The 21,088-nt window shown below is 45.4% G+C and carries 21 protein-coding genes, 2 pseudogenes and 1 riboswitch; of the genes and pseudogenes, 6 read left to right on the top strand and 17 right to left on the bottom strand.

The window, feature by feature from the left end; all coding sequences use genetic code 11:
- Window positions 1-40 precede the first annotated feature (40 nt).
- The 5 genes from ADU24_RS01685 to wecB all read left to right on the top strand — a co-directional run bounded on the left by ADU24_RS01685 (window position 41) and on the right by wecB (window position 4,008).
- Entirely contained in the window at window positions 41-733 is a 693-nt protein-coding gene (locus tag ADU24_RS01685; protein ID WP_053365010.1) for a serine/threonine protein kinase, read from the top strand.
- Between the two features lie 20 nt (window positions 734-753).
- Entirely contained in the window at window positions 754-1,263 is a 510-nt protein-coding gene (locus tag ADU24_RS01680; protein ID WP_053365009.1) for a PIG-L family deacetylase, read from the top strand.
- Between the two features lie 62 nt (window positions 1,264-1,325).
- Window positions 1,326-2,348 (top strand): glycosyltransferase family 4 protein, encoded by a 1,023-nt coding sequence (locus tag ADU24_RS01675; RefSeq protein WP_197277457.1) that lies wholly within the window; start codon window positions 1,326-1,328, stop codon window positions 2,346-2,348.
- A 118-nt stretch (window positions 2,349-2,466) separates the two neighbouring features.
- Window positions 2,467-2,832 (top strand): hypothetical protein, encoded by a 366-nt coding sequence (locus tag ADU24_RS01670; RefSeq protein ID WP_053365007.1) that lies wholly within the window; start codon window positions 2,467-2,469, stop codon window positions 2,830-2,832.
- 45 nt (window positions 2,833-2,877) lie between these two features.
- Window positions 2,878-4,008: a non-hydrolyzing UDP-N-acetylglucosamine 2-epimerase gene (gene wecB, locus ADU24_RS01665; protein ID WP_156324488.1), complete on the top strand. Its 1,131-nt coding sequence runs from the start codon at window positions 2,878-2,880 to the stop codon at window positions 4,006-4,008.
- Window positions 4,009-4,063: 55 nt separating this feature from the next.
- Here the strand turns inward: wecB and ADU24_RS01660 are convergent, their stop codons facing one another.
- Both ADU24_RS01660 and ADU24_RS01655 read right to left on the bottom strand, forming a co-directional pair.
- Window positions 4,064-5,299: a glycosyltransferase gene (locus tag ADU24_RS01660; protein ID WP_053365006.1), complete on the bottom strand. Its 1,236-nt coding sequence runs from the start codon at window positions 5,297-5,299 to the stop codon at window positions 4,064-4,066.
- A 60-nt stretch (window positions 5,300-5,359) separates the two neighbouring features.
- Window positions 5,360-6,040 carry a glycosyltransferase gene (locus ADU24_RS01655; protein ID WP_053365005.1) on the bottom strand — a complete coding sequence of 227 codons (681 nt, stop codon included), beginning with the start codon at window positions 6,038-6,040 and terminating at the stop codon, window positions 5,360-5,362.
- 173 nt (window positions 6,041-6,213) lie between these two features.
- Window positions 6,214-6,258: riboswitch (PreQ1 riboswitch) on the top strand.
- A 6-nt stretch (window positions 6,259-6,264) separates the two neighbouring features.
- Between ADU24_RS01655 and ADU24_RS01650 the strand changes: the two genes are divergently transcribed.
- Window positions 6,265-6,753: a QueT transporter family protein gene (locus ADU24_RS01650; RefSeq protein WP_053365004.1), complete on the top strand. Its 489-nt coding sequence runs from the start codon at window positions 6,265-6,267 to the stop codon at window positions 6,751-6,753.
- A gap of 91 nt (window positions 6,754-6,844) precedes the next feature.
- On the opposite strand, the gene ADU24_RS01645 is transcribed toward ADU24_RS01650, so the two are convergent.
- The 15 genes and pseudogenes from ADU24_RS01645 to ADU24_RS01580 all read right to left on the bottom strand — a co-directional run bounded on the left by ADU24_RS01645 (window position 6,845) and on the right by ADU24_RS01580 (window position 21,001).
- The gene (locus ADU24_RS01645; protein ID WP_269432246.1) at window positions 6,845-7,186 is read right to left on the bottom strand and encodes a YbaN family protein; all 342 of its coding nucleotides are present in this window, start codon (window positions 7,184-7,186) and stop codon (window positions 6,845-6,847) included.
- Window positions 7,187-7,248: 62 nt separating this feature from the next.
- Entirely contained in the window at window positions 7,249-7,746 is a 498-nt protein-coding gene (locus ADU24_RS01640; RefSeq protein WP_053365002.1) for an NUDIX hydrolase, read from the bottom strand.
- 49 nt (window positions 7,747-7,795) lie between these two features.
- Entirely contained in the window at window positions 7,796-8,788 is a 993-nt protein-coding gene (locus tag ADU24_RS01635) for a LacI family DNA-binding transcriptional regulator (RefSeq protein ID WP_053365001.1), read from the bottom strand.
- 14 nt (window positions 8,789-8,802) lie between these two features.
- The gene (locus tag ADU24_RS01630; protein ID WP_053365000.1) at window positions 8,803-9,852 is read right to left on the bottom strand and encodes an aldose epimerase family protein; all 1,050 of its coding nucleotides are present in this window, start codon (window positions 9,850-9,852) and stop codon (window positions 8,803-8,805) included.
- Window positions 9,853-10,150: 298 nt separating this feature from the next.
- Window positions 10,151-12,364, bottom strand: a complete 2,214-nt coding sequence (locus tag ADU24_RS01625; protein ID WP_053364999.1) for a putative bifunctional diguanylate cyclase/phosphodiesterase — start codon at window positions 12,362-12,364, stop codon at window positions 10,151-10,153.
- Between the two features lie 155 nt (window positions 12,365-12,519).
- Window positions 12,520-12,837, bottom strand: a pseudogene (locus tag ADU24_RS01620) (redoxin domain-containing protein); the annotation flags it as partial.
- Window positions 12,838-12,852: 15 nt separating this feature from the next.
- Window positions 12,853-13,020 (bottom strand): hypothetical protein, encoded by a 168-nt coding sequence (locus ADU24_RS22865; RefSeq protein WP_156324487.1) that lies wholly within the window; start codon window positions 13,018-13,020, stop codon window positions 12,853-12,855.
- 61 nt (window positions 13,021-13,081) lie between these two features.
- The gene (locus ADU24_RS01615) at window positions 13,082-13,567 is read right to left on the bottom strand and encodes a hypothetical protein (RefSeq protein ID WP_156324486.1); all 486 of its coding nucleotides are present in this window, start codon (window positions 13,565-13,567) and stop codon (window positions 13,082-13,084) included.
- A gap of 51 nt (window positions 13,568-13,618) precedes the next feature.
- Window positions 13,619-14,224 (bottom strand): SAM-dependent methyltransferase, encoded by a 606-nt coding sequence (locus tag ADU24_RS01610; RefSeq protein ID WP_053368723.1) that lies wholly within the window; start codon window positions 14,222-14,224, stop codon window positions 13,619-13,621.
- 63 nt (window positions 14,225-14,287) lie between these two features.
- Entirely contained in the window at window positions 14,288-15,034 is a 747-nt protein-coding gene (locus ADU24_RS01605) for an amino acid ABC transporter ATP-binding protein (protein WP_053364996.1), read from the bottom strand.
- Between the two features lie 15 nt (window positions 15,035-15,049).
- On the bottom strand, window positions 15,050-15,709 hold the full coding sequence (locus tag ADU24_RS01600) for an amino acid ABC transporter permease (protein ID WP_053364995.1): 660 nt from the start codon (window positions 15,707-15,709) through the stop codon (window positions 15,050-15,052).
- Between the two features lie 78 nt (window positions 15,710-15,787).
- Window positions 15,788-16,570: an amino acid ABC transporter substrate-binding protein gene (locus ADU24_RS01595; RefSeq protein ID WP_053364994.1), complete on the bottom strand. Its 783-nt coding sequence runs from the start codon at window positions 16,568-16,570 to the stop codon at window positions 15,788-15,790.
- Between the two features lie 365 nt (window positions 16,571-16,935).
- A pseudogene (locus tag ADU24_RS01590) lies at window positions 16,936-18,812 on the bottom strand (ABC transporter ATP-binding protein).
- Window positions 18,812-20,539, bottom strand: a complete 1,728-nt coding sequence (locus tag ADU24_RS01585) for an ABC transporter ATP-binding protein (protein ID WP_053364993.1) — start codon at window positions 20,537-20,539, stop codon at window positions 18,812-18,814. The pseudogene ADU24_RS01590 and the gene ADU24_RS01585 overlap by 1 nt, the downstream one beginning before the upstream one ends.
- 18 nt (window positions 20,540-20,557) lie before the next feature.
- A complete protein-coding gene (locus tag ADU24_RS01580; RefSeq protein WP_053368722.1) occupies window positions 20,558-21,001 on the bottom strand; it encodes a MarR family winged helix-turn-helix transcriptional regulator in 444 nt (147 codons plus the stop codon).
- Window positions 21,002-21,088: the final 87 nt, after the last annotated feature.

The following is a 21,088-nucleotide window of genomic DNA, read 5'->3' as shown; positions in this document are numbered from 1 at the left end:
AAAAAACGCTCAATAATGGAACAAAAAGGCGGGGTGAAGTGTGGAAACTGAAATGTGGGGCAGATATGAAGTGAACTTACTACAGGAGGGATATGGAGGAACAGGCTCTGTCTACTTTGGATTCGACCCCTTAACAAAAAGGAAAATAGCAGTAAAAAAGATGAAGGATATCGCTGCGGGTTTAAAAGAAGCATGGGTTATGAAGCTATATGGAAAAAACAAATGGCTTGTTGAATTTTATGATTTCTTCATCCATGAAAATCACGCATGTATCGTTATGGAACAGCTTAATGGCAGCATCCTTACTTCGCTTGGCACAAAAAAAGCCATCCAGGTTACAATAAACATCCTAAAAGGGTTAAAGCATTTGCACTCAAAAGGCATCCTTCATACAGATATTAGCCCCAGGAATATTATTCTGGACAATGAAAGTACGCTAGACCTAAAGATTATTGACTTTGAATCCGCAAAATTAAAAGATTCAGCAGGCGTTTACAGAGGAAAAGTCGATGGATGGATTTTTTCCCCTCCTCCCTCCAAAGAAATCGATAACAGCTATGATCTTTACGGTGCCGCTGCTGTGTGCACGTATTTAGTAACCGGACAAGTCAATCCAAAGTATGTAAAGGAGGAAAAACTTAGAAAAATCCTTTTGAGGGGAATGGATGACCATCCGGGGAAGCGGTATAGGGATGCGGCCGAGATGATAAAGGATTTAACATCGTTACTTTAATTAGGGCAGGTGAAACTAACATGATCGATAAGCTGATGATTGTGGCTCATCCTGATGACGAACTACTTTTTGGCGGAGGGGAATTGCTAAAGGAAACAGGCTGGAAAGTAATCTGTGTCACGAATAAAAGCAACCCTGAAAGGGCGGCAGAATTTACAAAAGTTATGAACCTGGTAAATGCCGAGCATGAAATGTGGGATTACCCTGATGTGTGGAACGGAGATTTTGATAGGAAGAAGCTAAGCAATGATTTAAAAAAAATGCTTGGCGAGCGAAAATACAAAAAAATTGTTACCCATAACCGGCAGGGGGAGTATGGCCATACACAGCATATTGCCCTGTCAGAGGCTGTTCACGATTTAGTAAGCAAAAATCTATATGTTTTTGGTTACCATGACAAAAAGTTGCCGGAAGACATTCTCCGAAAAAAACTGGAGCTCTTGCATGAGTACTCTTTATTCATTTTTCAAAAAGACTATTTCCTTACATTAAGAGAAGTGGAATACGAAAAATTGCACAAAGTGTTTTGACTTTTAAAGGGGGAATTTTTATCAAAATAGCAATGCTGGCTGATCACTTGGTCCAGGGAGGATTGGAAACGCATATCGCCACAATAATAAATGATTTAACAAGACTTGGCCACGAAGTCCTTCTTTATACCGCATCCATCTCCCCTTCAGTCCTTTCGCAAATTAACCCTAAACGGTTTAAATCATTAAAATGGTCAGATACAGCTGTAGATGCCATCAAGAACTTTCATCCTGACATCATTCACGCTCATCCGTTTACGGCAATTATTAAAGGAAAAGAAATTGCTGTGGAACTTGATAAACCGCTAATCGTTACAATGCACGGGATTTATGATTTTGGATTTGATGATTCACCCCTTGGCAATGAAATTAGCGAACATGTAAAAAGGATTATCGCGGTGGACTTTAGAGTCGCACTCTATCTTCTGAATAATGTAGTCGAACCTGAAAAGATTTCCATCATTAGAAATGGGATTAATTTCGACCTGTTCCATCCAAGGAAGAAGAACAGGCAAAAGGCCGTATCACTTGGCCTCGATCCCGACTTGTTCACCATTTCAGTTGTAAGCCGTTTTGATGACGATAAAGAAAAACCAATTATCCAATTATTAAATTGCCTTCCCGACCTGGCAAGCAGCACAGGCGGGCTTAATGTCCTAATTATCGGTGATGGCGGGAAAATGAAGGACGTAAAATCAGCCATTCCCCGATCAATCCCGAATGGAGGGAAAGTCAAATTATTGGGCTGGCAGGAAGATGTCTCGGAATACTACAATTTGTCTGATCTCGTTCTTGGGAGCGGAAGGGTTGCATTGGAAGCTCTAGCTTGTAAAGTGCCTGTATATGCGATGTGGGATGGGTTTGGAGAGCTTCTTACAAAGGATAACCATGATGCAGTGATGTCGGGGGTTACCTTTAAACAACTTTCGAATTCTGCTCTCGTCCACAATTTATCTGCCATTCTAAAAAATAGAAACTTACTCAGCCAAAGTGCCCACGAAAGTTATGAATTGGTTAAAAGAAACTATGATAGCAGGAAGATAGTAAACCAGTTAATACGTATTTACGAACAATACCGAAAGTGAAAAAAGGGCGGTTTTCGGATTCGCCCTGAACTGATTAAACCGCCCAACACTGTTTTCCTTCCCATCGAATAACATGGTGGTATAATAACCCACCTACGCACAAGGAAGGAGTATTTAAATGGATAATGGTCATAAGAAAGGCACGATGGGACACGGGGATTTCCTGGAGGAGGTATTCAATACCATTTCCTGCAACCATACCGACCATCATGAAGAGCATGAATGCAAGGATGACTGCCATTGCAAAGGAAACAAACATTGCATTTGCTTCGTAATATGTGAGCTGGAAAACAAGAAGAAACCATTTCGGTTCAGGACAAAGACGGGCGACGAAATCATTGGCACCATAAAATGTTTTGATAAGTGCACAGGATGCGTCGTCATTGTCCAGCCAGGGATGAAATCACCAAAGCTTCCCCCGGTTGCAGTCATCATTTCATGCCGCGACATTGAAAGCATTTCCTTTGAGGTCGATCACTGGTAATCATCTCTTCCTCGATACTCATTAAAAGGGAAAGGATCAATAGATGTGAAAAGAAAACTAAAAGTCATGGTCATCTTTGGCACAAGGCCTGAAGCAATCAAAATGGCTCCATTGGTAAACGAACTTGCCAAGTACCCTGACTTGATTGAAACATCCGTAACTGTTACAGCCCAGCACAGGGAGATGCTTGACCAGGTTTTAACAACCTTTTCCATCCATCCGGATTTTGACCTTAACTTAATGCAGTCGGGGCAAAGCCTAGGAGAATTTGCTTCCAGATCATTGAGCGGCCTGGACACGATCATTAAACAGAGTAAGCCTGATCTGGTTCTTGTTCACGGGGATACGACAACTACCTTCGCAGCCGCCCTGGCTGCTTTTTATAACAATGTAAAGGTTGGCCATGTTGAAGCCGGGCTTCGGACCTTTAATAAGCACTCCCCTTTTCCGGAGGAATTGAACCGACAATTAACAGGGACCATCGCAGATCTTCATTTTGCCCCTACAATGACGGCACTTAGCAACTTGCACAAAGAAAACAAAGATCCCCGGACACTTTTTTTAACAGGAAATACTGTAATCGATGCTTTAAAAACGACCGTAACCAACAGCTATAAACATGGCTTACTCCAATCAACCGATGGAAAAAGGCTTATTCTTCTAACTGCGCACAGAAGGGAAAACCTCGGGAAGCCAATGGCCAATATATTTCATGCTGTCAGAAGGATTGCAAGGGAATTCGACGATATTGCAGTCGTTTATCCAGTCCACTTGAACCCCGCAATTCAAAAATTGGCTTCAGAAATGCTCGGAGGCGAGCCAAACATTCACTTATCAGAACCGCTTGATGTAATTGATTTCCATAATATTTGCGCGCGGTCGTATTTGATTCTAACCGATTCAGGGGGAATTCAGGAGGAAGCCCCGTTCCTTGGCGTGCCTGTCCTTGTTTTAAGGGATACGACCGAACGCCCCGAGGGGATTGAAGCTGGTTCACTAAAGCTTGCTGGTATTGAAGAGGAAGGCATTTATCATTTAACAAAAGAATTATTGACAAATGATTCTTTGCATAAACAAATGTCGGTCCCTTCCAATGTATATGGGGATGGCTTTGCATCGAAACGAATCGTGGACGCCATCCTCCATTATTTTGGCCTTCAAGCGGAGGCAAACTGACTATCGGAAAACGAATGAATCATTCCTTACTCCGTCCTCGGCAGGAAAGGAATGATTATTCGGTGTTAAGCAGGTGTAAAATGGATCTGGCTTTTTCTCTCCATGTATGTTTCCGGGCCTCATCCTTTAGCCGGCGCGCAAGTTCCTCATCTTTTCCTATCTCAAGTGCCGCTTCCACTTTTTCCAGGAACTGCTTATGGCCTTCAGCAACCATAACGCAGTCATATTTCCTGCATTCCGGAAGGTTTGTTGAAACAATTGGCTTGCCTGCAGCCATATATTCAAAGAGCTTAATAGGGGATGTTGATATTGTTACTTCATTAACAAGGAACGGGATGATGGAAACGTTAAATTGATGGGCATAGGCGGGCAGTTCCTCATAACGGACCGGACCAAGATAATGGACATTCGGCATGGAGAGCAGCCTGCTTTCCTTTATACTGCCGTCATAGTCCAAGCCTATGAGAACAATTTGCCAGGCACTCCTTGAGAGGGCGAGCCTTTCAAGAAGGGCATAATCAACCCAATTCGCCAGCGCCCCGAAATACCCAATAACCGGCTGTTCGCCCAATTGGAGGCCATCCAGCATTGGGAGTGCAGGACTTCCCGAGACTGCATGGAAGTGTTCATAGTCCACCCCATTGGAAACAAGCGCGCAGCGAACAGGAGGCCTTTTTTCCAAAATATCATTGTACAGTTTATCCGCTGTCGCAACCACATAGCACGATTGGTTTTCCAGTATCGCCGAGTGCCTTTCAATGACTCGCCTCGGAATGGGAATACCGGATATACTCGGGGATAATTCATCGATGTATTCGTATAAGATGTCAAATCCCATCCTAAGACACCTTTGGACAAACCCGGAATCCCTCACCATGTCCCCTGAGTACAGATGCACAATTACCCTGTTTTCCTGTTTGGCCAAAAATGAAAGGATTTCCGCTTCAATCTCCGGTTCTCTCATATTTACTAAAAAACAGCCTGGCACGGCTTCCTCTATCGTGTCGACCCTATCATATTGATTCGCCGTTCCAAATAGATAAACTACGCCTTCGCGGGCAAAATTGAGCGCGATATGCTGAGGGCGCTGGAATAGAGGGATGTTCCAGTCAAGCAAAGCCGGAAATAGTACAATCGGCTTGCCCGGATTATTTTCTGCGATAGACTCAAGCTTCTTAAGGATCAACTGCTGAAAAGGGGAATTCAGGCTGATCCTCCTCTCGTTAAAATGCTTCTTTCTTATCGAAAGATTTCTCCTTATTCGCTCTGCTTTAAAGTAATCGTTATCCATCCATCTAACGCCCCTTTTTTCCGATTCAGTGCATTTAACTCACACAAACAAGGCTTGCTTTTAGGGGATAAATTTCGTGAAATCGTTTGTTATCACAAGCGGCAAACAATGTTTTTTTAACCGCCTATTGCCGGAATCCGATGTGTGGTGGGAATCAGAATACCGGATATATACATAATTAAGTGGCGATGATGCATATATACAGAGCCCAAGGTTCTTGCACTCCTCCAAAAAAACCGCATCCTCCCCCACCGATATGGGAGGAAACTGGACTCTTTCAGCGACAGTTTTTTTAAAAACAAGAGTGGAGCCGGCCAGTGTATCACCTGCATCCCTTATAAATGCGTTTCCTTTGCCTTTAAAAAGCAAGCCGAGAAGGCCTTCGCCTTTAAAATAAATTAATATGGATTGCTTACCGACAACATCGGATTTGCGTCTGGCCATTTCCTCCAATGCTTCGGCAAGATAATGGGCACCATAATAATCATCGTCATCAAACCGCGCAATGATATTGTATTTAGCCTGGCGGATACCTGCGTTTAAACAAGAGCCGAGCGATTCTTCGGCGGGATATTCAAGGACCTGGATAAGCGGGTGATCGGACAAGCCCTCAATCTGGCTTTTTCTTGCGCCATGAAGAATGAGCACGAGTTCCTTTTCTTCAATTGTTTGATTCGCAAAATTGCGGATGATCGTTTGAAAGAAATCAGGCCTTTTCGTACACGTTATAACAGAGACCACGATACTCCTCCCTTCCCAAGCTTGTAGTATTACTTTTATGACTCTTGGAGGAATATAATGCTTTAGCCACTGCAGAACGTCACCACGGTTAGTCTTCAATTTCACTTTGGTAGATAACCCCATCCCATTGACGAGGAATAAAGCCAACATTATAATGGTACTTTCGGGTAAAAAACGACGTGGTTCGAGAACCTCCCACGCTAAAAAACTAAGGAGAGAGAAAGATGAAAATTAAATCATTGGCAGTGAACGGTATTATTGCCGCGCTGTATATTGTGGTCACGTTTCTGATCCAGCCGCTAAGCTTCTCAAATATACAATTTCGTTTATCAGAGATGTTCAACCATCTCGTCGTTTTTAACAAGAAGTATTTTTTCGGCATTATCCTTGGCGTTTTCCTGGCGAATCTTTTCTTTTCGCCTAACCCCGGCCTGGACCTTATTTTTGGCTTTGGGCAATCGGTGCTGGCCCTTTTGATCACGATTTTTTCGTCTCGGTATGTGAAAGGGATTTGGGCGCGGATGGCGATTAATACTGTCGTCTTTACGGTAACGATGTTCCTGATTGCATGGGAATTGAACATTGCCTTGGGATTCCCATTCCTTGCAACCTGGCTGGCTGTCGCTTTCGGCGAATTCGCCGTGCTCGCAATTGGCGCGCCATTGATGTATGCCATTCATAAACGCATCAATTTTGAAAAGCTTATTGATTAATAGATAAAGGCCAAACCTGTTTTGTGGTTTGGCCTTTTTTATCTTTTATCCATTGGCGCCCTCCCCTATTCCCAGGGGCGGAGCGCTTCTTTTAAACCGTCTTGATCTTGGTAAAGAAATAATAGTATTTATACAGAACAATGGCTGCCAGCCCGGCCCTAAGCGCCCAGCTGTCGCTCATGATGAACGGGATGGCGATCATGCAGTCGGCAAATAGGAGAATAGACAGCTTTTGTTTTAATGTCATTTCCCGTTTCCGGACAAACCCTTCGAGATGTTTTTTATACAGCCGGCTATCCTTAAACCATACTTCGAACCTCTTTGAGCCTCGCATAAAACAGTACGATGCCAACAGGAGAAGCGGGGTGGTCGGAATAATCGGAAGGACAATGCCAATTATGCCAAGCCCGAGAGACAGGAAGCCCGCCAGGATAAAAAGCAGGCGGAACGGCTTTTTGACGATATCGACCGCCTCCTTTCGGGAAAAAATAGCTACTACGCCGACAATACAGCAGCGAATAATTCATGTAAGTACCGGTAAGGGACGAATTCGCCGCGGTTGGCCATGGAGAGGATTTCTTCTGCTGTAGCCCATTTCACATCGCTTACTTCTTCTGTCTGGAGCACACATTCCGCAATACCGACATTTTGCCTAATGAGCCAAACGTCCGAAATGCTCACTTCCCTCAAAACTGTAAAAACAACTTCCGCTTTTTCCATATTAGGAATAATACCGAGCTCTTCCTTCGTTTCCCGGACACATGCTGCTGCGCTGTCATCACCCATGACCGCGGCTCCTCCCGTGGTCGCCCACATATTAGGAAAGCCTTTCACATGGGGAGCGCGTTTCTGGATCAAGTATTCCCCTCTGCTGTTCAAAATCCAAACATGGACGACAAGATGAAATTCTCCCGTTGCAAGCTTTTCCCCGCGGATTGCTGTTCTTCCGGTTTTATTCCTGTTCCGGTCATATACATCCCAATACTCCGGCATAGGTTTCCCTCCAAATTGGCAGAATGAACCTATATAATACCATTTTTTACTACCCGTTGCTGCTTTTTCTAACAACAAGTTTTGTGGCGATATACACCTTTTTGGCTACCGTTCGGCCGTCCAGCCTCTCAACAAGCGTATCAACCGCGGTTTCCCCCATCAATTCGGTGTAGATTCTGACCGTTGACAGAGGGGGATGGATGTATTTCGATATGCTTATATCATTTMCCCCTATGACGGAAACCTGCCCGGGGACATCGATTCCCGCCTCATGCAGGGCTCTCAGCGCACCGATGGCAATCGAGTCGTTCCCTGTAAAAAATGCGGTTGGCAGCCCGTTCCCATGCTCCTTTATTGCCTTTGCCATCAACTCATGGCCGGATTCCACGTTAAATGTTCCGATATAAAAGGCGTCCTCCTTGAACAGGCCAAGCTCCTTCATGTAACTTCGAAAGGTGGTCTCCCTTTCATCGGCAATTTCCGCCGTTTGGTCTTTAAAGGTTTCCCTGCCGCCGATATACCCGATTTCCGTATGTCCTTTTCCGACTATGTAATCGAGGACACGCTTCGTAGCGGCTTTAAAGTCAATGACGATGGAATCAAATTTTTCATCGGAAGGGGAGGAATCCACGAACACGATATTGCTGGTGATTGACTCGAGTTCTACCACCTGTTTTTCGCTGAATTTTCCAATAGCAATAATACCCAAAACTTCCTGCTTCTTCAGTTCATCCATGTCATCCAGGAAGTATTTCTCAATTAAAATTCCGTGCTGCTTGCAGCGTTTCTCAATGCCAAGGCGGATTGACATATAATACAAGTCATTCAGTTCCTCTATTTCCGTATACCAGTGAATGATGGCTATTTTTGTTGCAGAAAACTTTTTCGCTCCCCGCTTTTTATAGGAGAGCTCTTCCGCGGCCTCGAATATCCGCTTTTTTGTATCATCACTTACGGATAATGTGGGATCATAATTCAATACCCGGGAAACAGTGGCTATGGAAACCCCGGCTTTTTTGGCAATATCCTTAATCGTGGCCATATTTCCTTCCCCTTCTAAACCGTTTTGAATGTAAACTTTGTATACGAATAATACTCCTCACCTTTATCAAGGACGGTGGAAGGGAAGCCAGGATTATTAATGGCATCCGGATAATTCTGGGTCTCTAGGCAGATTGCCAAATACGGTTCCGGCTTTATATCCCCGCTAATCAGAAAGTTTCCTTCCAGCTGATTGGACGTATAAACAACGACCGCAGGCTGGTTCGTTTCGACTTCCAGTTTCCTTCCGTTATCATCACAGCGCAACTCAATGACTGCGCCCTTCTTTTTATCAAGTACAAATGGATGGTCATAACCCTTTCCGGCTAGAAGGTTTTGTTCATGGCTTGAAGCAGGCCCGTCCGAAAGTTTTCTCCCTTTCCGGAAATCGAATGCTGTCCCTTCCACATCCAGCAAATTTCCCGTTGGAATGAGGTTGTCATCCAATTCAAGGAACTTTTCGCTCTCCATCCTGAGCGTGTGGTTAAGAATTGTAGACTGGGCGTTTCCACTCAAGTTAAAGTAAGTATGGTTCGTCAGGTTAAGAATCGTCTTTTTATCCGTTGTTCCAAAAAACTCGACAATTAATTCGTTATCATCTGTAAGAGTATAGACTGTTCTTAAGGAAACATTCCCCGGATAACCTTCCTCGCCATCCGCGCTCTCATATGTAAACTCAATTTTGGCAACCGGGCCCTCAGCATCGATTTTGGCATCCCATAGGGCCTTGTCGAGCCCCTTCAGCCCACCATGAAGATGGTTGCCGTTATTATTTTTCGCGAGCTCGTATTCTTTGCCATCAAGGCTGAAGCGGCCTTCCTTTATTCTCCCCGCCACCCGGCCGACGACAGCTCCGAAATAAGGGGAATGCTGTAGATAATCTTCAAGATTGTCGAAGCCGAGCACTACGTTTTCGATTTCACACTTTGAATCCGGTACGCGGATTTCGGTAATAATGCATCCATAGTCAAGGCAAGTGAGCCCCATGCCGTTATGGTTCGTTACGGATATCTTGTTGACAGGTTTGCCATCCAGCTCCCCAAATCTCTTCTTTGTTACTTCCATTTTCCGATTCCTCCCGCAGCTTTTTCTTCATTCTATAACTGGCACCGCCTAAGGATGCCGACTAAACACATTCCGGAAGCCTCATTATGGTTTCCATAGTAGAGGATGAACCAGAGAAGTATCTATCAAAATAATGAATGTCCAAGACAGCACCTCTCAATGCCATATTCATACAAACCCTCTTCTTTTGCAACCTCTAACACTTTGAGAAAACATTTTTGTCTTGGTTGATTTCCTTGCTTTGCAAAAAGGCAAATCCTCGCCATTCGGAAGGATTTGCCTCTGTTTGTCCCTTAACTCAAACGGGAATTGGTTTGTTCAATAGTTTTTCAACTTGCGAAGCTGGAAGCGGACGGCTGAAGTGATAACCCTGGCCGACGGTGCATCCGTTTGAAACGAGGTAGCCGACTTGTTCCTGTTTTTCAATTCCTTCCGCGATAACATGGAATCTCATATTCAGCCCCATATCGAGGATTGTCTTGACCATCGCCCCTTCCAGCGCCTCGGCTTCAATATCATCAAGGAACGATTTATCAATTTTTATTGTATCGATTGGCAGGTGTTTGAGATAGCTTAAGGATGAATAGCCTGTCCCAAAATCGTCAAGGGCGATTTTCACCCCTAACTCGTTTAATTGCCCAAGGATGGTGATGGACCGCTCGATATTTTGCATAATGCTTTCCGTTATCTCGAGTTCAAGTGAACTTGGGTCCATATCCGTTTCCAACAGAATTCTTTTGACTGTTTCGACAAAGTTATCGTCCTGGAATTGCCTGACTGAAATATTTACGGAAACCGTCAATGGGGGATACCCTTTTTCCTGCCAAATTCGATGCTGTTCGCATGCCTTTTTCAGCACCCATTTCCCGATTGGGACGATGAGGCCGGTTTCCTCGGCAAGCGGGATGAATTCGGCTGGCGGGATAAGCCCCTTTTCGGGATGCATCCAGCGAATCAGTGACTCCACACCAATTATGTTACCGGTTTCAAGCTCAACCTGCGGCTGGTAATAAAGCGTGAGCTGCTCCTGTTTGATTGCCTTTCTCAATCCAGTTTCAAGCTCCATCTTCCTGGAAGATAGCCCGTGCAGGTGCGATGAAAAGAACTGATAGTTATTTTTTCCGAGGTCCTTTGCAAGGTACATTGCCGTATCGGCATTTTTGATAAGGGTTTCCCCATCAAGTCCGTCGGCTGGCGATACGCTGATTCCTATGCTTGGCGTCACATAGAATTCCTCGCCATTGATTCCAAATGGCCTTGAAAAATCATTCAAGATTCTTTTTGCGACCCTAACAATCTTTTCGCGATCGGCATCGTGCAATAGAATAATGAACTCATCGCCGCCCTGGCGCGAAACGATTCCATCCTTTTTGACAGCCTGGGCGAGCCTGGATGCGACCGATTGTAATAGCAGATCGCCAACAGTGTGCCCTTTCGTATCATTGATGATTTTAAAACGGTCGAGGTCAAGGAACAGGACCGCGAGCTTTTGCTTTTTATTATTCTGAAGCGCTTCGTTCAGTTTTTCCCTAAACCGGTTCCGGTTCGGCAATCCGGTCAGTGCGTCATAATAAGCCATATGCTGAATCGTCTGTTCTGCCTTTTTCCGTTCGGTGATATCCCGGCCAACGATTTGCCGCGCCGCCCTTCCTTCAAAAAAAATCGGCATCGAAACCATTTCCAGGTCAATCTTTATCCCATCAAGCCTTGCTGTCTGGAACTCCAGATTGATTTTGTCCCCACCTTCATCCCCAATGGCCAGCTCCCGGTATCGCATCTCGCTAATAACCTGCTTCGGAACAAGGCTTGAAAGCGGTATACCGATCATTTCCTGTGGGGAATTCGCCCCGAAAACCCTGGCACCGGTTTCATTTATATAATCAATTTTCCCCCTGCTGTAAACAGCGATAATGTCAGGTGACATCTCAACGAGGCTTTTATAACGGTTTTCACTCTCTTTTCGGTCCGTTACGTCAAAAAGCACCGAGCTGAAATCAATCAATTCCCCATTCTTGACAGTCGGAATCCCCCGGTCCTGGATCCAGCGGATTTCCCCATCTGGACGGATAATCCGATAGACACTCGTTATTGCTTCCCCTTTTGCAAAAGCCTTCTCCCTAATCGGCAAAACAGCTAGGTCATCAGGGTGGATTACCTTTCTCCAAAGCTCATGGTCCTTGTAAAATTCCTGGAGTGTGTGGCCATAGAGCTTTTCTATTCCGGGAGTAATCATCAGGTAATCTGACTTCATATCATGGGACCAGATGGCAACATCCAGCGTATCAAAAATGTCTCTCAGCCGCTGCCTGTTTTTCTGGAGTTCCTCCGCTGTCAAATCGACCCCTTTTAGGACAGCGAAAATTAAAAGGGCCGAAACAATCAGGGCGGTGAAATGAAATAACTGTTTATTAACAGGAAGAAACATGGAACCGATTTCAGAAATCAGAACCAAACCGATGAAGAATAGCAAAATTAGTTTTCCTTTATTCTTGCTGAAAGGCCTTGTTTTCATATTTTCCCCTTAATGCCCGCAAATGTTGTACTGGCTTTTTTCCTAATACTTTAAAAATAGCAAATTTTCATAAATAGCTCAATGTGGTTTTTATGCCCCATTTTTTWAAAAAGAACMCCCGCCTGCTCCAAAAGGAACAGGCGGGTGTGAATGTGCTATTGTCCGGCAACCTTTTGGGCCGCATACGGAATGATTTCCCCAACCTGCTCCCCAAACGGATCGAGCTGTTGGGATTCAAGGACCTTTCCATCCTTGTCAAGAACCGCAAAGCCCCTCACTGATTTGGGGCCGCTTGGATCCTTCATTTTTGCCTTTTCAATCAGCGTCAAATATTTATCTGATAAAAGTGTATAGTCTAGGCCAAGTTCTTTCTTCATTTCCTTATGGTCTTCCGGAGAAGCGGCGCTTAACGCATAAATATCCCCTGGAAAATCGGCAAATAAATCTTTATGGTTCTGCAGCTCGACCAGCTGCGATTTACAATAGTCTCAGGTATTGCCGGTGAAGAAAAAGACCAGGGTCGGCTTGTCCTTGTTTTCAAGTGATACTTCCTTGCCCTGCTCATCGAGGAGGACCTTTTTCCCTGAACAGCCTGCCAAAACGAGCGCAAAAGCCGCCAGGAATAAAATGGTCCGCAAAAACCTCCGCTTGTGCATGTGTGATCCCCTTTCAACCTATTTGTTTTAAGTATACCCTACCGTTTTTAGAAGGAAAGAATCAAGTTTGTGAACAATTTAACAAATCAGCTTGAAAAAAAGGTCCATCCGTGGATCGGTCAATATTCCGCTCGGTGATCTGCGTGAACATGCGGACATGCTGCCAAAGGATAAAACCGTCTGTGTTTCCTGCCAGGTTGGCCTGCGCGGGTACTTGGGGGGCGAATCCTTTTAAAGTGATGGCGGCTATAAAACGTATTCCAGCGTGTTCAAAGCTTCTTGAGGCAAGTCCATCTAAAATTATGAAGCGAAGCCTCCTCTTATGGGGGCTTGTTTTTTTAGGAAAATTTACCCCTTCGTTCCGGTTATCTGAATATTTAGATAGGTGCGAATGGAGTAAATTACGGGGTGAATAATTGAAAAAATGGGGTGAATGGATAAAAAGTTGGGGCGAATAATTTACTTCAGCCAAAGTCATGCGGATATAAATGTGTTGGGTTTCATAAAAAGCATATTTTTTCATCAGGATAGCTGTTAAAAAGAACAATCCCCCGCAAAGTCAGCAAAAAGCATCCCGTTTTTTGCCCGGGATGCTCCTTTAAACGTTCTTCCGGTATACGAGGAACCGCTCATTCGCATTTTTTTCGTACAATACCGGCAAAAGGACCTCTTTTGCCAGTTCGAAGCCTGTGTGGTATTCGAGGAACTGGACATAGTCGCCGGACGGATAATAAAGAATCAAGTCAATGTCCCGAGGATTGGCCTCGGCGGATTGGAGAATCCGGTTGATAACTTTTATAAAAATCGACAGAGTGAAAGGATTGAAGAAGTAGAACTTATTATCCCCCGGCTGTACCTGATAGTCTTCGGCGAGACAGTAATGGAAATGCACCTTGTCGGCGCGCTTTTTCATTTTCGACAAATAGCCGTTCCTATTCTCGATTGCCTCGTGGTAAAAAACTTCACTCATCTCCACGCCGGCAACCTCCGCGTTAAATAGGTAATTGGCATAGAACGCCATCCTGCCCTTGCCGCAGCCGAAGTCGACAAGGCTGTCCCGTCTTTCAAGCTCGTATTCGGCAAACAGGGCATCGAGCGCCTCATACGGGGTCGGTTCATAAGGATGGTAATGAATCGACTTTAAAAACCCTTTTTGGCCGCCTGCGGTCTTGATATTCAATAAGGCATCCTTGTAGCGTTCCATGTCCACTTGCATCTCTTCCTTTTAATGCTGTTTTGCCTGTTCAGATAGAATGAATCCTGCCTTTTATTTAAAACTCCTCGTTAAAAACGCCTTCGTTCGTTCGTTGCGGGGGTTGGTAAAAATCTCGGAAGGCGGGCCCGATTCAATGATTTCCCCGTTGTCCATGAAAATAACACGGTCCGCCACCTCGCGGGCAAATCCCATTTCGTGCGTGACGACAATCATGGTCATATGCTCTTCGGCAAGCTTCTTCATAACCTGGAGGACCTCGCCGGTCAATTCAGGGTCAAGGGCAGAAGTCGGCTCATCAAAGAGAAGGATGTCAGGATCCATCATGAGGGCCCGGGCAATCGCAACCCTTTGTTTCTGTCCGCCCGACAGCTTGGCCGGGTAGGCGTTCACATGGCCCGATAGGCCGATTTTTCCCAAAAGCTCTTCAGTCCGATTCTTTAACCCTGCAAGTGCTTCTTTCTTGACGACTTTTGGGGCAAGCTCGAGGTTCTCTTTCACGGTCAGGTGAGGAAACAGGTTGAAATGCTGAAAAACCATTCCCATCTTCGCGGTGATCCTCTTTATTTCCTGCTGGCTTGGATAGACGCCGTCCTTTACAAGGTATTCTCCGTCAACGGCTATGCTGCCCCCGTCAATTTTTTCGAGCTGGACAAGGCTGCGCAGCATCGTGCTTTTTCCCGAACCGGAAGGCCCAATAATGGCGATTACTTCATTCTTCTCTACGTTAAAAGAAATATCCTTCAGTACTTCGACTGGACCGAAGGACTTTTTAAGATTGCTTACTTCAATGATAGCCATTTTCCCCACCCCTTTCTATTCAAATTTAAAGTTTCGTTCAATCCATTTAAAAAATACAGTCAAGACGAGTGTCATGGCTAGGTAAATCACCCCGGCTACGAAGAATGGGACAATGGTAAAGTCCCTGTTAACCGCGGTCTGGGCAAAATGGAGCAGCTCCGGTACCGCTACCGCGTAAAGCAGTGCCGTATCTTTCACGAGTGTGACAGATTCGTTCGCAACAGCCGGAAGGGCAATCCTGAACATCTGCGGGAGGATAACCCGGATAGTCGTCTGCCATTTGCTCAAGCCAAGCACTTGTGACGCTTCATACTGGCCTTTATCAATAGCAAGCAGGCCGCCGCGGAAGATTTCGGCAAAATAAGCCGCATAGTTCAGCACAAATCCGAGCGAAGCGGCAACGAACCGGTCGAGCACAAGATACTCCCCGATTACGGGAATCATCGGCAAACCGAAGCAAATGAAAAGGAGCTGAAGCAACAGCGGTGTGCCGCGCATGATATAAATATATCCCTGGGCAAACCAGGATAGCGGCTTGAAGCTGCTTTTCACTGCAAGTGTAAGCAAAAATCCGAGCGGGATGGATGCGATGATGGCGATGAAAAACAGCAGGATTGTCATTTTCGCGCCTTCTAGCATCGGCCCGCTGATGGAAATAATATAATCAAGAGACATAGGAATTCCTCCGTAATTAAAAGCGAAAACAAAACAGGGTTCCACTTGGAAATCCTGTTCTGTCCTTTATTCAGCTAATTATTTTAACACCTTATCTTCCCCAAACCATTTTTTCGAAACTTCAGCGGCGGTGCCGTCTTCATTCATCTTATCAAGGGCTTTCTGAAGCTTGTCGCGAAGCTCTTCATTCCCTTTTTTCACGCCAATTCCGTATTGTTCCGGCGCAAGGCTTTCATCAAGAATCTTGAATGTACCTTCCTGTTTCGTCATGTAGTAATTGATGACGACTTCATCAATAACGACTGCATCGAGCCGGCCGCTCTTCAGGTCGTTAAGCGCCATGACATTATCGGCGAACTCGGTCACTTTTTTAATCTTTGATTTCACGGGATTGGCATCAAGTGCATCGGATGCAGAAGACAGGGATTGCAGTCCGACGACTTTTCCTTCCAGGTCAGCAAGTGTTTTGATGTTTGAATTGGCAAGAGTAACGACTACCTGGGCATTTTCAAGATATGGCTTTGTGAAAAGAACCTTTTTCTTTCGATCATCCGTAATAGTGTAACCGTTCCAAATCAAGTCAATCCGTCCGCTGCTTAGCTCGGACTCCTTTGTTTTCCAGTCGATTGGCTGGAATTTCGCCTTCATGCCCATTTCCTTTGCAGCTGCTTTCGCATAATCAATATCAAAACCGACAAGTTTGTTGTTTTCATCACGGAAGCCCATCGGCGCAAATTTATCATCAATTCCGATTACGAGCGTATCGCCGTTCCCTTTTCCTGAAGTGGAGCTGCCGGAACATGCTGTAAGAACCATAAACAACGCTGAGACAAGAAATGCAATCATCGCTAGACGTTTCATAAGTTGACCATCCTTTTTGTTAAATTTATTTTAGTTAAAAACGCTTTAGTACGTTACCATGTTATCACACTATCAGATTATAACACTAAAAATCCGCTTGGACAATAGCACAAATCAAGTTCACAAAATTACCAATTAGAGGGACATAAAAAAGGGGGAGAGCGTTCATTCGGTTTAAAATAACCCTCTGTGGAACACTGTGGAACAAGATTTTTAGGGTGGTGCCTGTTCGTATTCTGCCATTCCGTTTAATAGTAAAAGGCAGCTGCCTGGGATTGGTCAGCTGCCATTTAGTGTGGGACTGCTACTATAATTAAAGTATTGAAAGTATTTTCGTTATGAAAAAACAAATGTCGCCTTTAATACTAGCCGGCATTTTTCGCTTTTCCCGTAAACTGGCTGTTGTACAGGTCCGCATAAAACCCGCCTTTTTCAAGCAGGTCCTCATGGGACCCCTGCTCTATGACTTTCCCGTGGTTCATGACGAGGATCCTATCCGCATCACGGATTGTTGAAAGCCTGTGGGCAATGACAAAGCTGGTGCGTCCCTCCATCAGCCGGTCCATCGCATTCTGGATTTGCACCTCAGTCCGGGTATCGACACTGCTTGTCGCTTCATCAAGAATGAGGATGGCCGGATCAGCGAGAACTGCCCGGGCAATAGTCAGAAGCTGCTTTTGCCCTTGTGAAATATTCGATGCTTCTTCGTTCAGGATTGTGTCATATCCATCAGGAAGGGTCCTGATAAAATGGTCGGCATTGGCCGCCTTCGCAGCCGCGACGATTTCCGTTTCCGAAGCACCTTCTTTGCCGTAAGCAATATTTTCACGGATTGTGCTATTGAACAGCCATGTATCCTGAAGGACCATTCCGAACAAACTACGAAGATCGCTTCGTTTCATGCTGGCAATGTTAACCCCATCGATAAGGATTTCTCCGGAATTCACCTCATAGAAGCGCATCAGCAAATTAATTAGTGTCGTTTTACCTGCACCAGTCGGACCGACAATGGCCACCTTTTGGCCCGGCCTGACATGGATATTCATATCACTATTAAAATTTCGTTCTCTTTATAGCCGAATGAAACATGATTGAAGGAGACATCCCCCTTCACTTCGGATATTTTCCTTGCCATCTCTGCTTCAGGAACTTCCTCGGTTTCATCGAGAATCTCGAAGACCCGCTCCGCACTGGCAATTGTGGATTGAATGATATTCGCGATTTGCGCTGTTTGGGCGACTGGTTGGGAAAACTGCCGCGCATACTGGATGAACGCCTGGATATCGCCGATTTCAATCGCCTTTTTCATGACCAGGATGCCTCCGACCGCGGAGACCAGGACATAACCAATATTGTTGATGAACATCATGATTGGCATGATCATCCCGGAAATGAACTGCGCTTTCCAGGCGGATTGGTAAAGTTCTTCATTCATTTCCTCGAACTTCTCCAGTGATTTTTGTTCATGGCCAAATACCTTGCTGATTTTGTGGCCAGTATACATTTCTTCAACGTGGCCATTCAGTGTCCCCAAAGATTTCTGCTGGCCCATGAAATGCTTTTGCGACTTCTTCGCGATTTTTGCTATCGCAACAACGCTTAACGGTAGCGTCACAATAACAATCAGCGTCATAAGCGGGCTGATTGACAGCATCATGATAATAACTCCAATGATTGTCACGACCGAAGTAATCAGCTGGGTCAAGCTTTGCTGAAGCGTGTTGCTGATATTATCGACATCGTTGACAGCCCTGCTGAGGATTTCACCGTGCGCCCTTGAGTCGAAATATTTTAACGGCAGCCGGTTAAGCTTTTCCTCGACTTCCTTCCTCAAGTTATAAACCGTTTTCTGCGCTACACCCGCCATCATATACTGCATTAAATAAGAGAAGGCAGCGCTTAAGACGTAAAGGCCGATAAGGATTAGGATAATTTGCCCGATATAATCAAAATCGATTTCCGCTCCAGGGACACGATTCATCTTCATCATCAGGCCCTCGAATAGCTTTGTCGTTGCCTTCCCCATGATTTTCGGGCTGACGATTGCGAAAATTGTACTGATAATCGCTGTGGCCAACACAGCGAGAAGCTTCAATTTATAAGGCTTTAAATAGCCGATAAGCCTTTTCAACGTACCTTTAAAGTCTTTTGCTTTCTGGACGGGCATGCCCATTCCAGGCGGACCAAATCCGCCTCCGCGGGGACCCTGCCTGCGGCTGTTGTTTTCAGTATCCTTACTCATCAGGCAATCTCCTCCTCGGAAAGCTGGGACATGACGATTTCCCGGTAAACTTTATTATTTTCCAACAATTCTTTATGTGTGCCTATTCCTGATATTGTCCCTTCATCAAGGACAATAATCTGATCGGCATCCATAATCGTGCTGACACGCTGGGCGACAATCAGTATCGTTGCATCGGCAGTTTCATCTTTCAGTGCTTCACGGAGCTTCGCATCTGTTTTAAAATCAAGGGCGGAAAAGCTGTCGTCAAAAATATATATATCCGGCTTCCTGACAAGCGCCCTGGCAATCGACAACCGCTGCTTCTGGCCTCCGGAAACATTTGTCCCTCCCTGGGAGATGACAGATTCATACCCCTCAGGCATAGCTTCAATGAATTCCTTCGCCTGGGCAACTTCTGCGGCATGGCGAATCTCCCCTGGTGTGGCGCCTTCTTTTCCAAAACGGATATTGTCCGCAATCGTTCCGGAAAATAATACTGCCTGCTGCGGCACGAAACCAATTTTTCCACGCAAATCTTCCTGCTTCATTTCCCTTATATCAACCCCATCGACAAGGATGCTGCCGCTCTCTATGTCGTAGAATCTTGGGATCAAATTAACGAGTGTCGATTTCCCGGACCCTGTACCGCCGATAACCGCGGTAGTTTCCCCAGGCTTCATCGTAAAACTGATATCGGACAGGGCTGGGATTTCCGCGCCCGGATAACGGAAGCTCACTTCCCTGAACTCAACAATCCCTTTCTCCACCGCCGGCTTCCTTGCGTTGACCGGGTCGCTGATATCCGCTGTCAGCTCGAGTACCTCGTTAATCCTACCCGCAGAAACAGAAGCACGCGGAATCATCACAAACATCATCGATACCATAATCAGGGAAAACATAATTTGCATCGCGTACTGGATGAACGCCATCAAATCACCTACCTGCATGTGCCCGTTGCTGATCCGGATGCTTCCGAACCAAATGATCGCCACGGTCGTCAGGTTTAGGAAAATCATCATTAACGGCATAAGCAAGGCCATAATCTTATTTACCTTTATGGCTGTTTCCGTCAAGTCCAGATTGGCGATGTCGAAGCGTTTTTTCTCGTGTTCAATCCTGTTAAAAGAGCGGATGACGCGGATTCCCGTCAGGTTTTCCCTCAAGACACGGTTCAGGCTGTCGAGCTTGACCTGCATCGCCTTGAAAAGTGGCATTCCTTTTTTTGCAAGAATGGCAATTGCCAAAACAAGGATTGGCAATGAAACCGCCAAAACAAGAGTCAGCTTCGCATCCTTGGAAACCGCCATGATGATTCCGCCAATGCACATCATCGGTGCCATGATCATCATTCTTAGCATCATGACCAGCACTTGCTGGACCTGGGTAATATCGTTTGTCGTCCTCGTAATCAGCGACGACGTGCCGATTTGGTCAAATTCATGGAGCGAAAACCCGGACACATGTGAAAACACCCTGCTTCTGAGCGACTTTCCGAATCCGGAGGCAATTTTTGCGGAAAAATAACTTGCCCCCACAGAACAAACCATTCCACCAGCGGCAACAAGCAGCATGAATCCGCCAATTTTCCAAATATACGCCGAATCACCTTTTACAACACCATGGTCGACGATATCCGCCATTAATGTAGGAAGATAAAGGTCCGATAAGGATTGGAGAAACACAAGGATGAGTACGATTCCCACAGAAAAGGCGAATGGTTTTAAGAACCTGCTTAGTTTTTTCATATATTTGTTCCTTCTTTCTCACTTGCGGTTTAGGTTTAGGTAATACTCATTCACCTTGGAGAGCAGCTCGGCAAGCTTATCGCTGTCTTCTTCGCCAAGATAATCAATCAGGCCCAAAAAGGTTTCCCTGAACGCTTTCCTGGCTTTCCCGGTGACCTCAACGCCCTTGGCTGTCAGCTTAACAATCACGGAACGTCGGTCATTCGGGTCGATTGTCCGCTCTACCAGACCATCCTTTTCAAGAGCATTGATAAGCTGCGTTACGGTTGGCGGAGTCACATGCAGCCTTTGGCTTATCTCGGAAACCTTCATTCCCCCGCCGGTTTCCTTCATTCCCTGCTTAATCACCGCCATTATTTTAAACTCGCTTGGATTGAACCCGGCTATCTTTTTCTCATGCCAGCCGCTCCTGCGAAACTGCATAAATGTATTAATCAGCTTCTGGGCAATCTCGCTATCCATTTCAGCCAACTTCATCACCCCGCAATTAGTTAGGTCACTTAAATATTAGCGTACTTAAGTATAAATCCTGTTACATTTTCTGTCTAG

Origin of the sequence: Bacillus sp. FJAT-27245 (genome assembly GCF_001273955.1) — a bacterium.
Taxonomy (GTDB): Bacteria; Bacillota; Bacilli; order Bacillales; family Cytobacillaceae; genus Bacillus_D.
Note: the sequence above shows the minus strand (reverse complement) of the source record. Positions and strands in the feature narration are given on the sequence as shown.

Bases quoted from the DNA above. Each gene is read 5' to 3' on its own strand.
- ADU24_RS01680 (WP_053365009.1), top strand. From the start codon at position 754: ATGATCGATAAGCTGATGATTGTGGCTCATCCTGATGACGAACTACTT.
- ADU24_RS01670 (WP_053365007.1), top strand. From the start codon at position 2,467: ATGGATAATGGTCATAAGAAAGGCACGATGGGACACGGGGATTTCCTG.
- ADU24_RS01660 (WP_053365006.1), bottom strand. From the start codon at position 5,299: ATGGATAACGATTACTTTAAAGCAGAGCGAATAAGGAGAAATCTTTCG.
- ADU24_RS01650 (WP_053365004.1), top strand. From the start codon at position 6,265: ATGAAAATTAAATCATTGGCAGTGAACGGTATTATTGCCGCGCTGTAT.
- ADU24_RS01640 (WP_053365002.1), bottom strand. From the start codon at position 7,746: ATGCCGGAGTATTGGGATGTATATGACCGGAACAGGAATAAAACCGGA.
- ADU24_RS01630 (WP_053365000.1), bottom strand. From the start codon at position 9,852: ATGGAAGTAACAAAGAAGAGATTTGGGGAGCTGGATGGCAAACCTGTC.
- ADU24_RS01625 (WP_053364999.1), bottom strand. From the start codon at position 12,364: ATGAAAACAAGGCCTTTCAGCAAGAATAAAGGAAAACTAATTTTGCTA.
- ADU24_RS22865 (WP_156324487.1), bottom strand. From the start codon at position 13,020: ATGCACAAGCGGAGGTTTTTGCGGACCATTTTATTCCTGGCGGCTTTT.
- ADU24_RS01610 (WP_053368723.1), bottom strand. From the start codon at position 14,224: ATGGAACGCTACAAGGATGCCTTATTGAATATCAAGACCGCAGGCGGC.
- ADU24_RS01605 (WP_053364996.1), bottom strand. From the start codon at position 15,034: ATGGCTATCATTGAAGTAAGCAATCTTAAAAAGTCCTTCGGTCCAGTC.
- ADU24_RS01600 (WP_053364995.1), bottom strand. From the start codon at position 15,709: ATGTCTCTTGATTATATTATTTCCATCAGCGGGCCGATGCTAGAAGGC.
- ADU24_RS01595 (WP_053364994.1), bottom strand. From the start codon at position 16,570: ATGAAACGTCTAGCGATGATTGCATTTCTTGTCTCAGCGTTGTTTATG.
- ADU24_RS01585 (WP_053364993.1), bottom strand. From the start codon at position 20,539: ATGAAAAAACTAAGCAGGTTCTTAAAACCATTCGCCTTTTCTGTGGGA.
- ADU24_RS01580 (WP_053368722.1), bottom strand. From the start codon at position 21,001: ATGGATAGCGAGATTGCCCAGAAGCTGATTAATACATTTATGCAGTTT.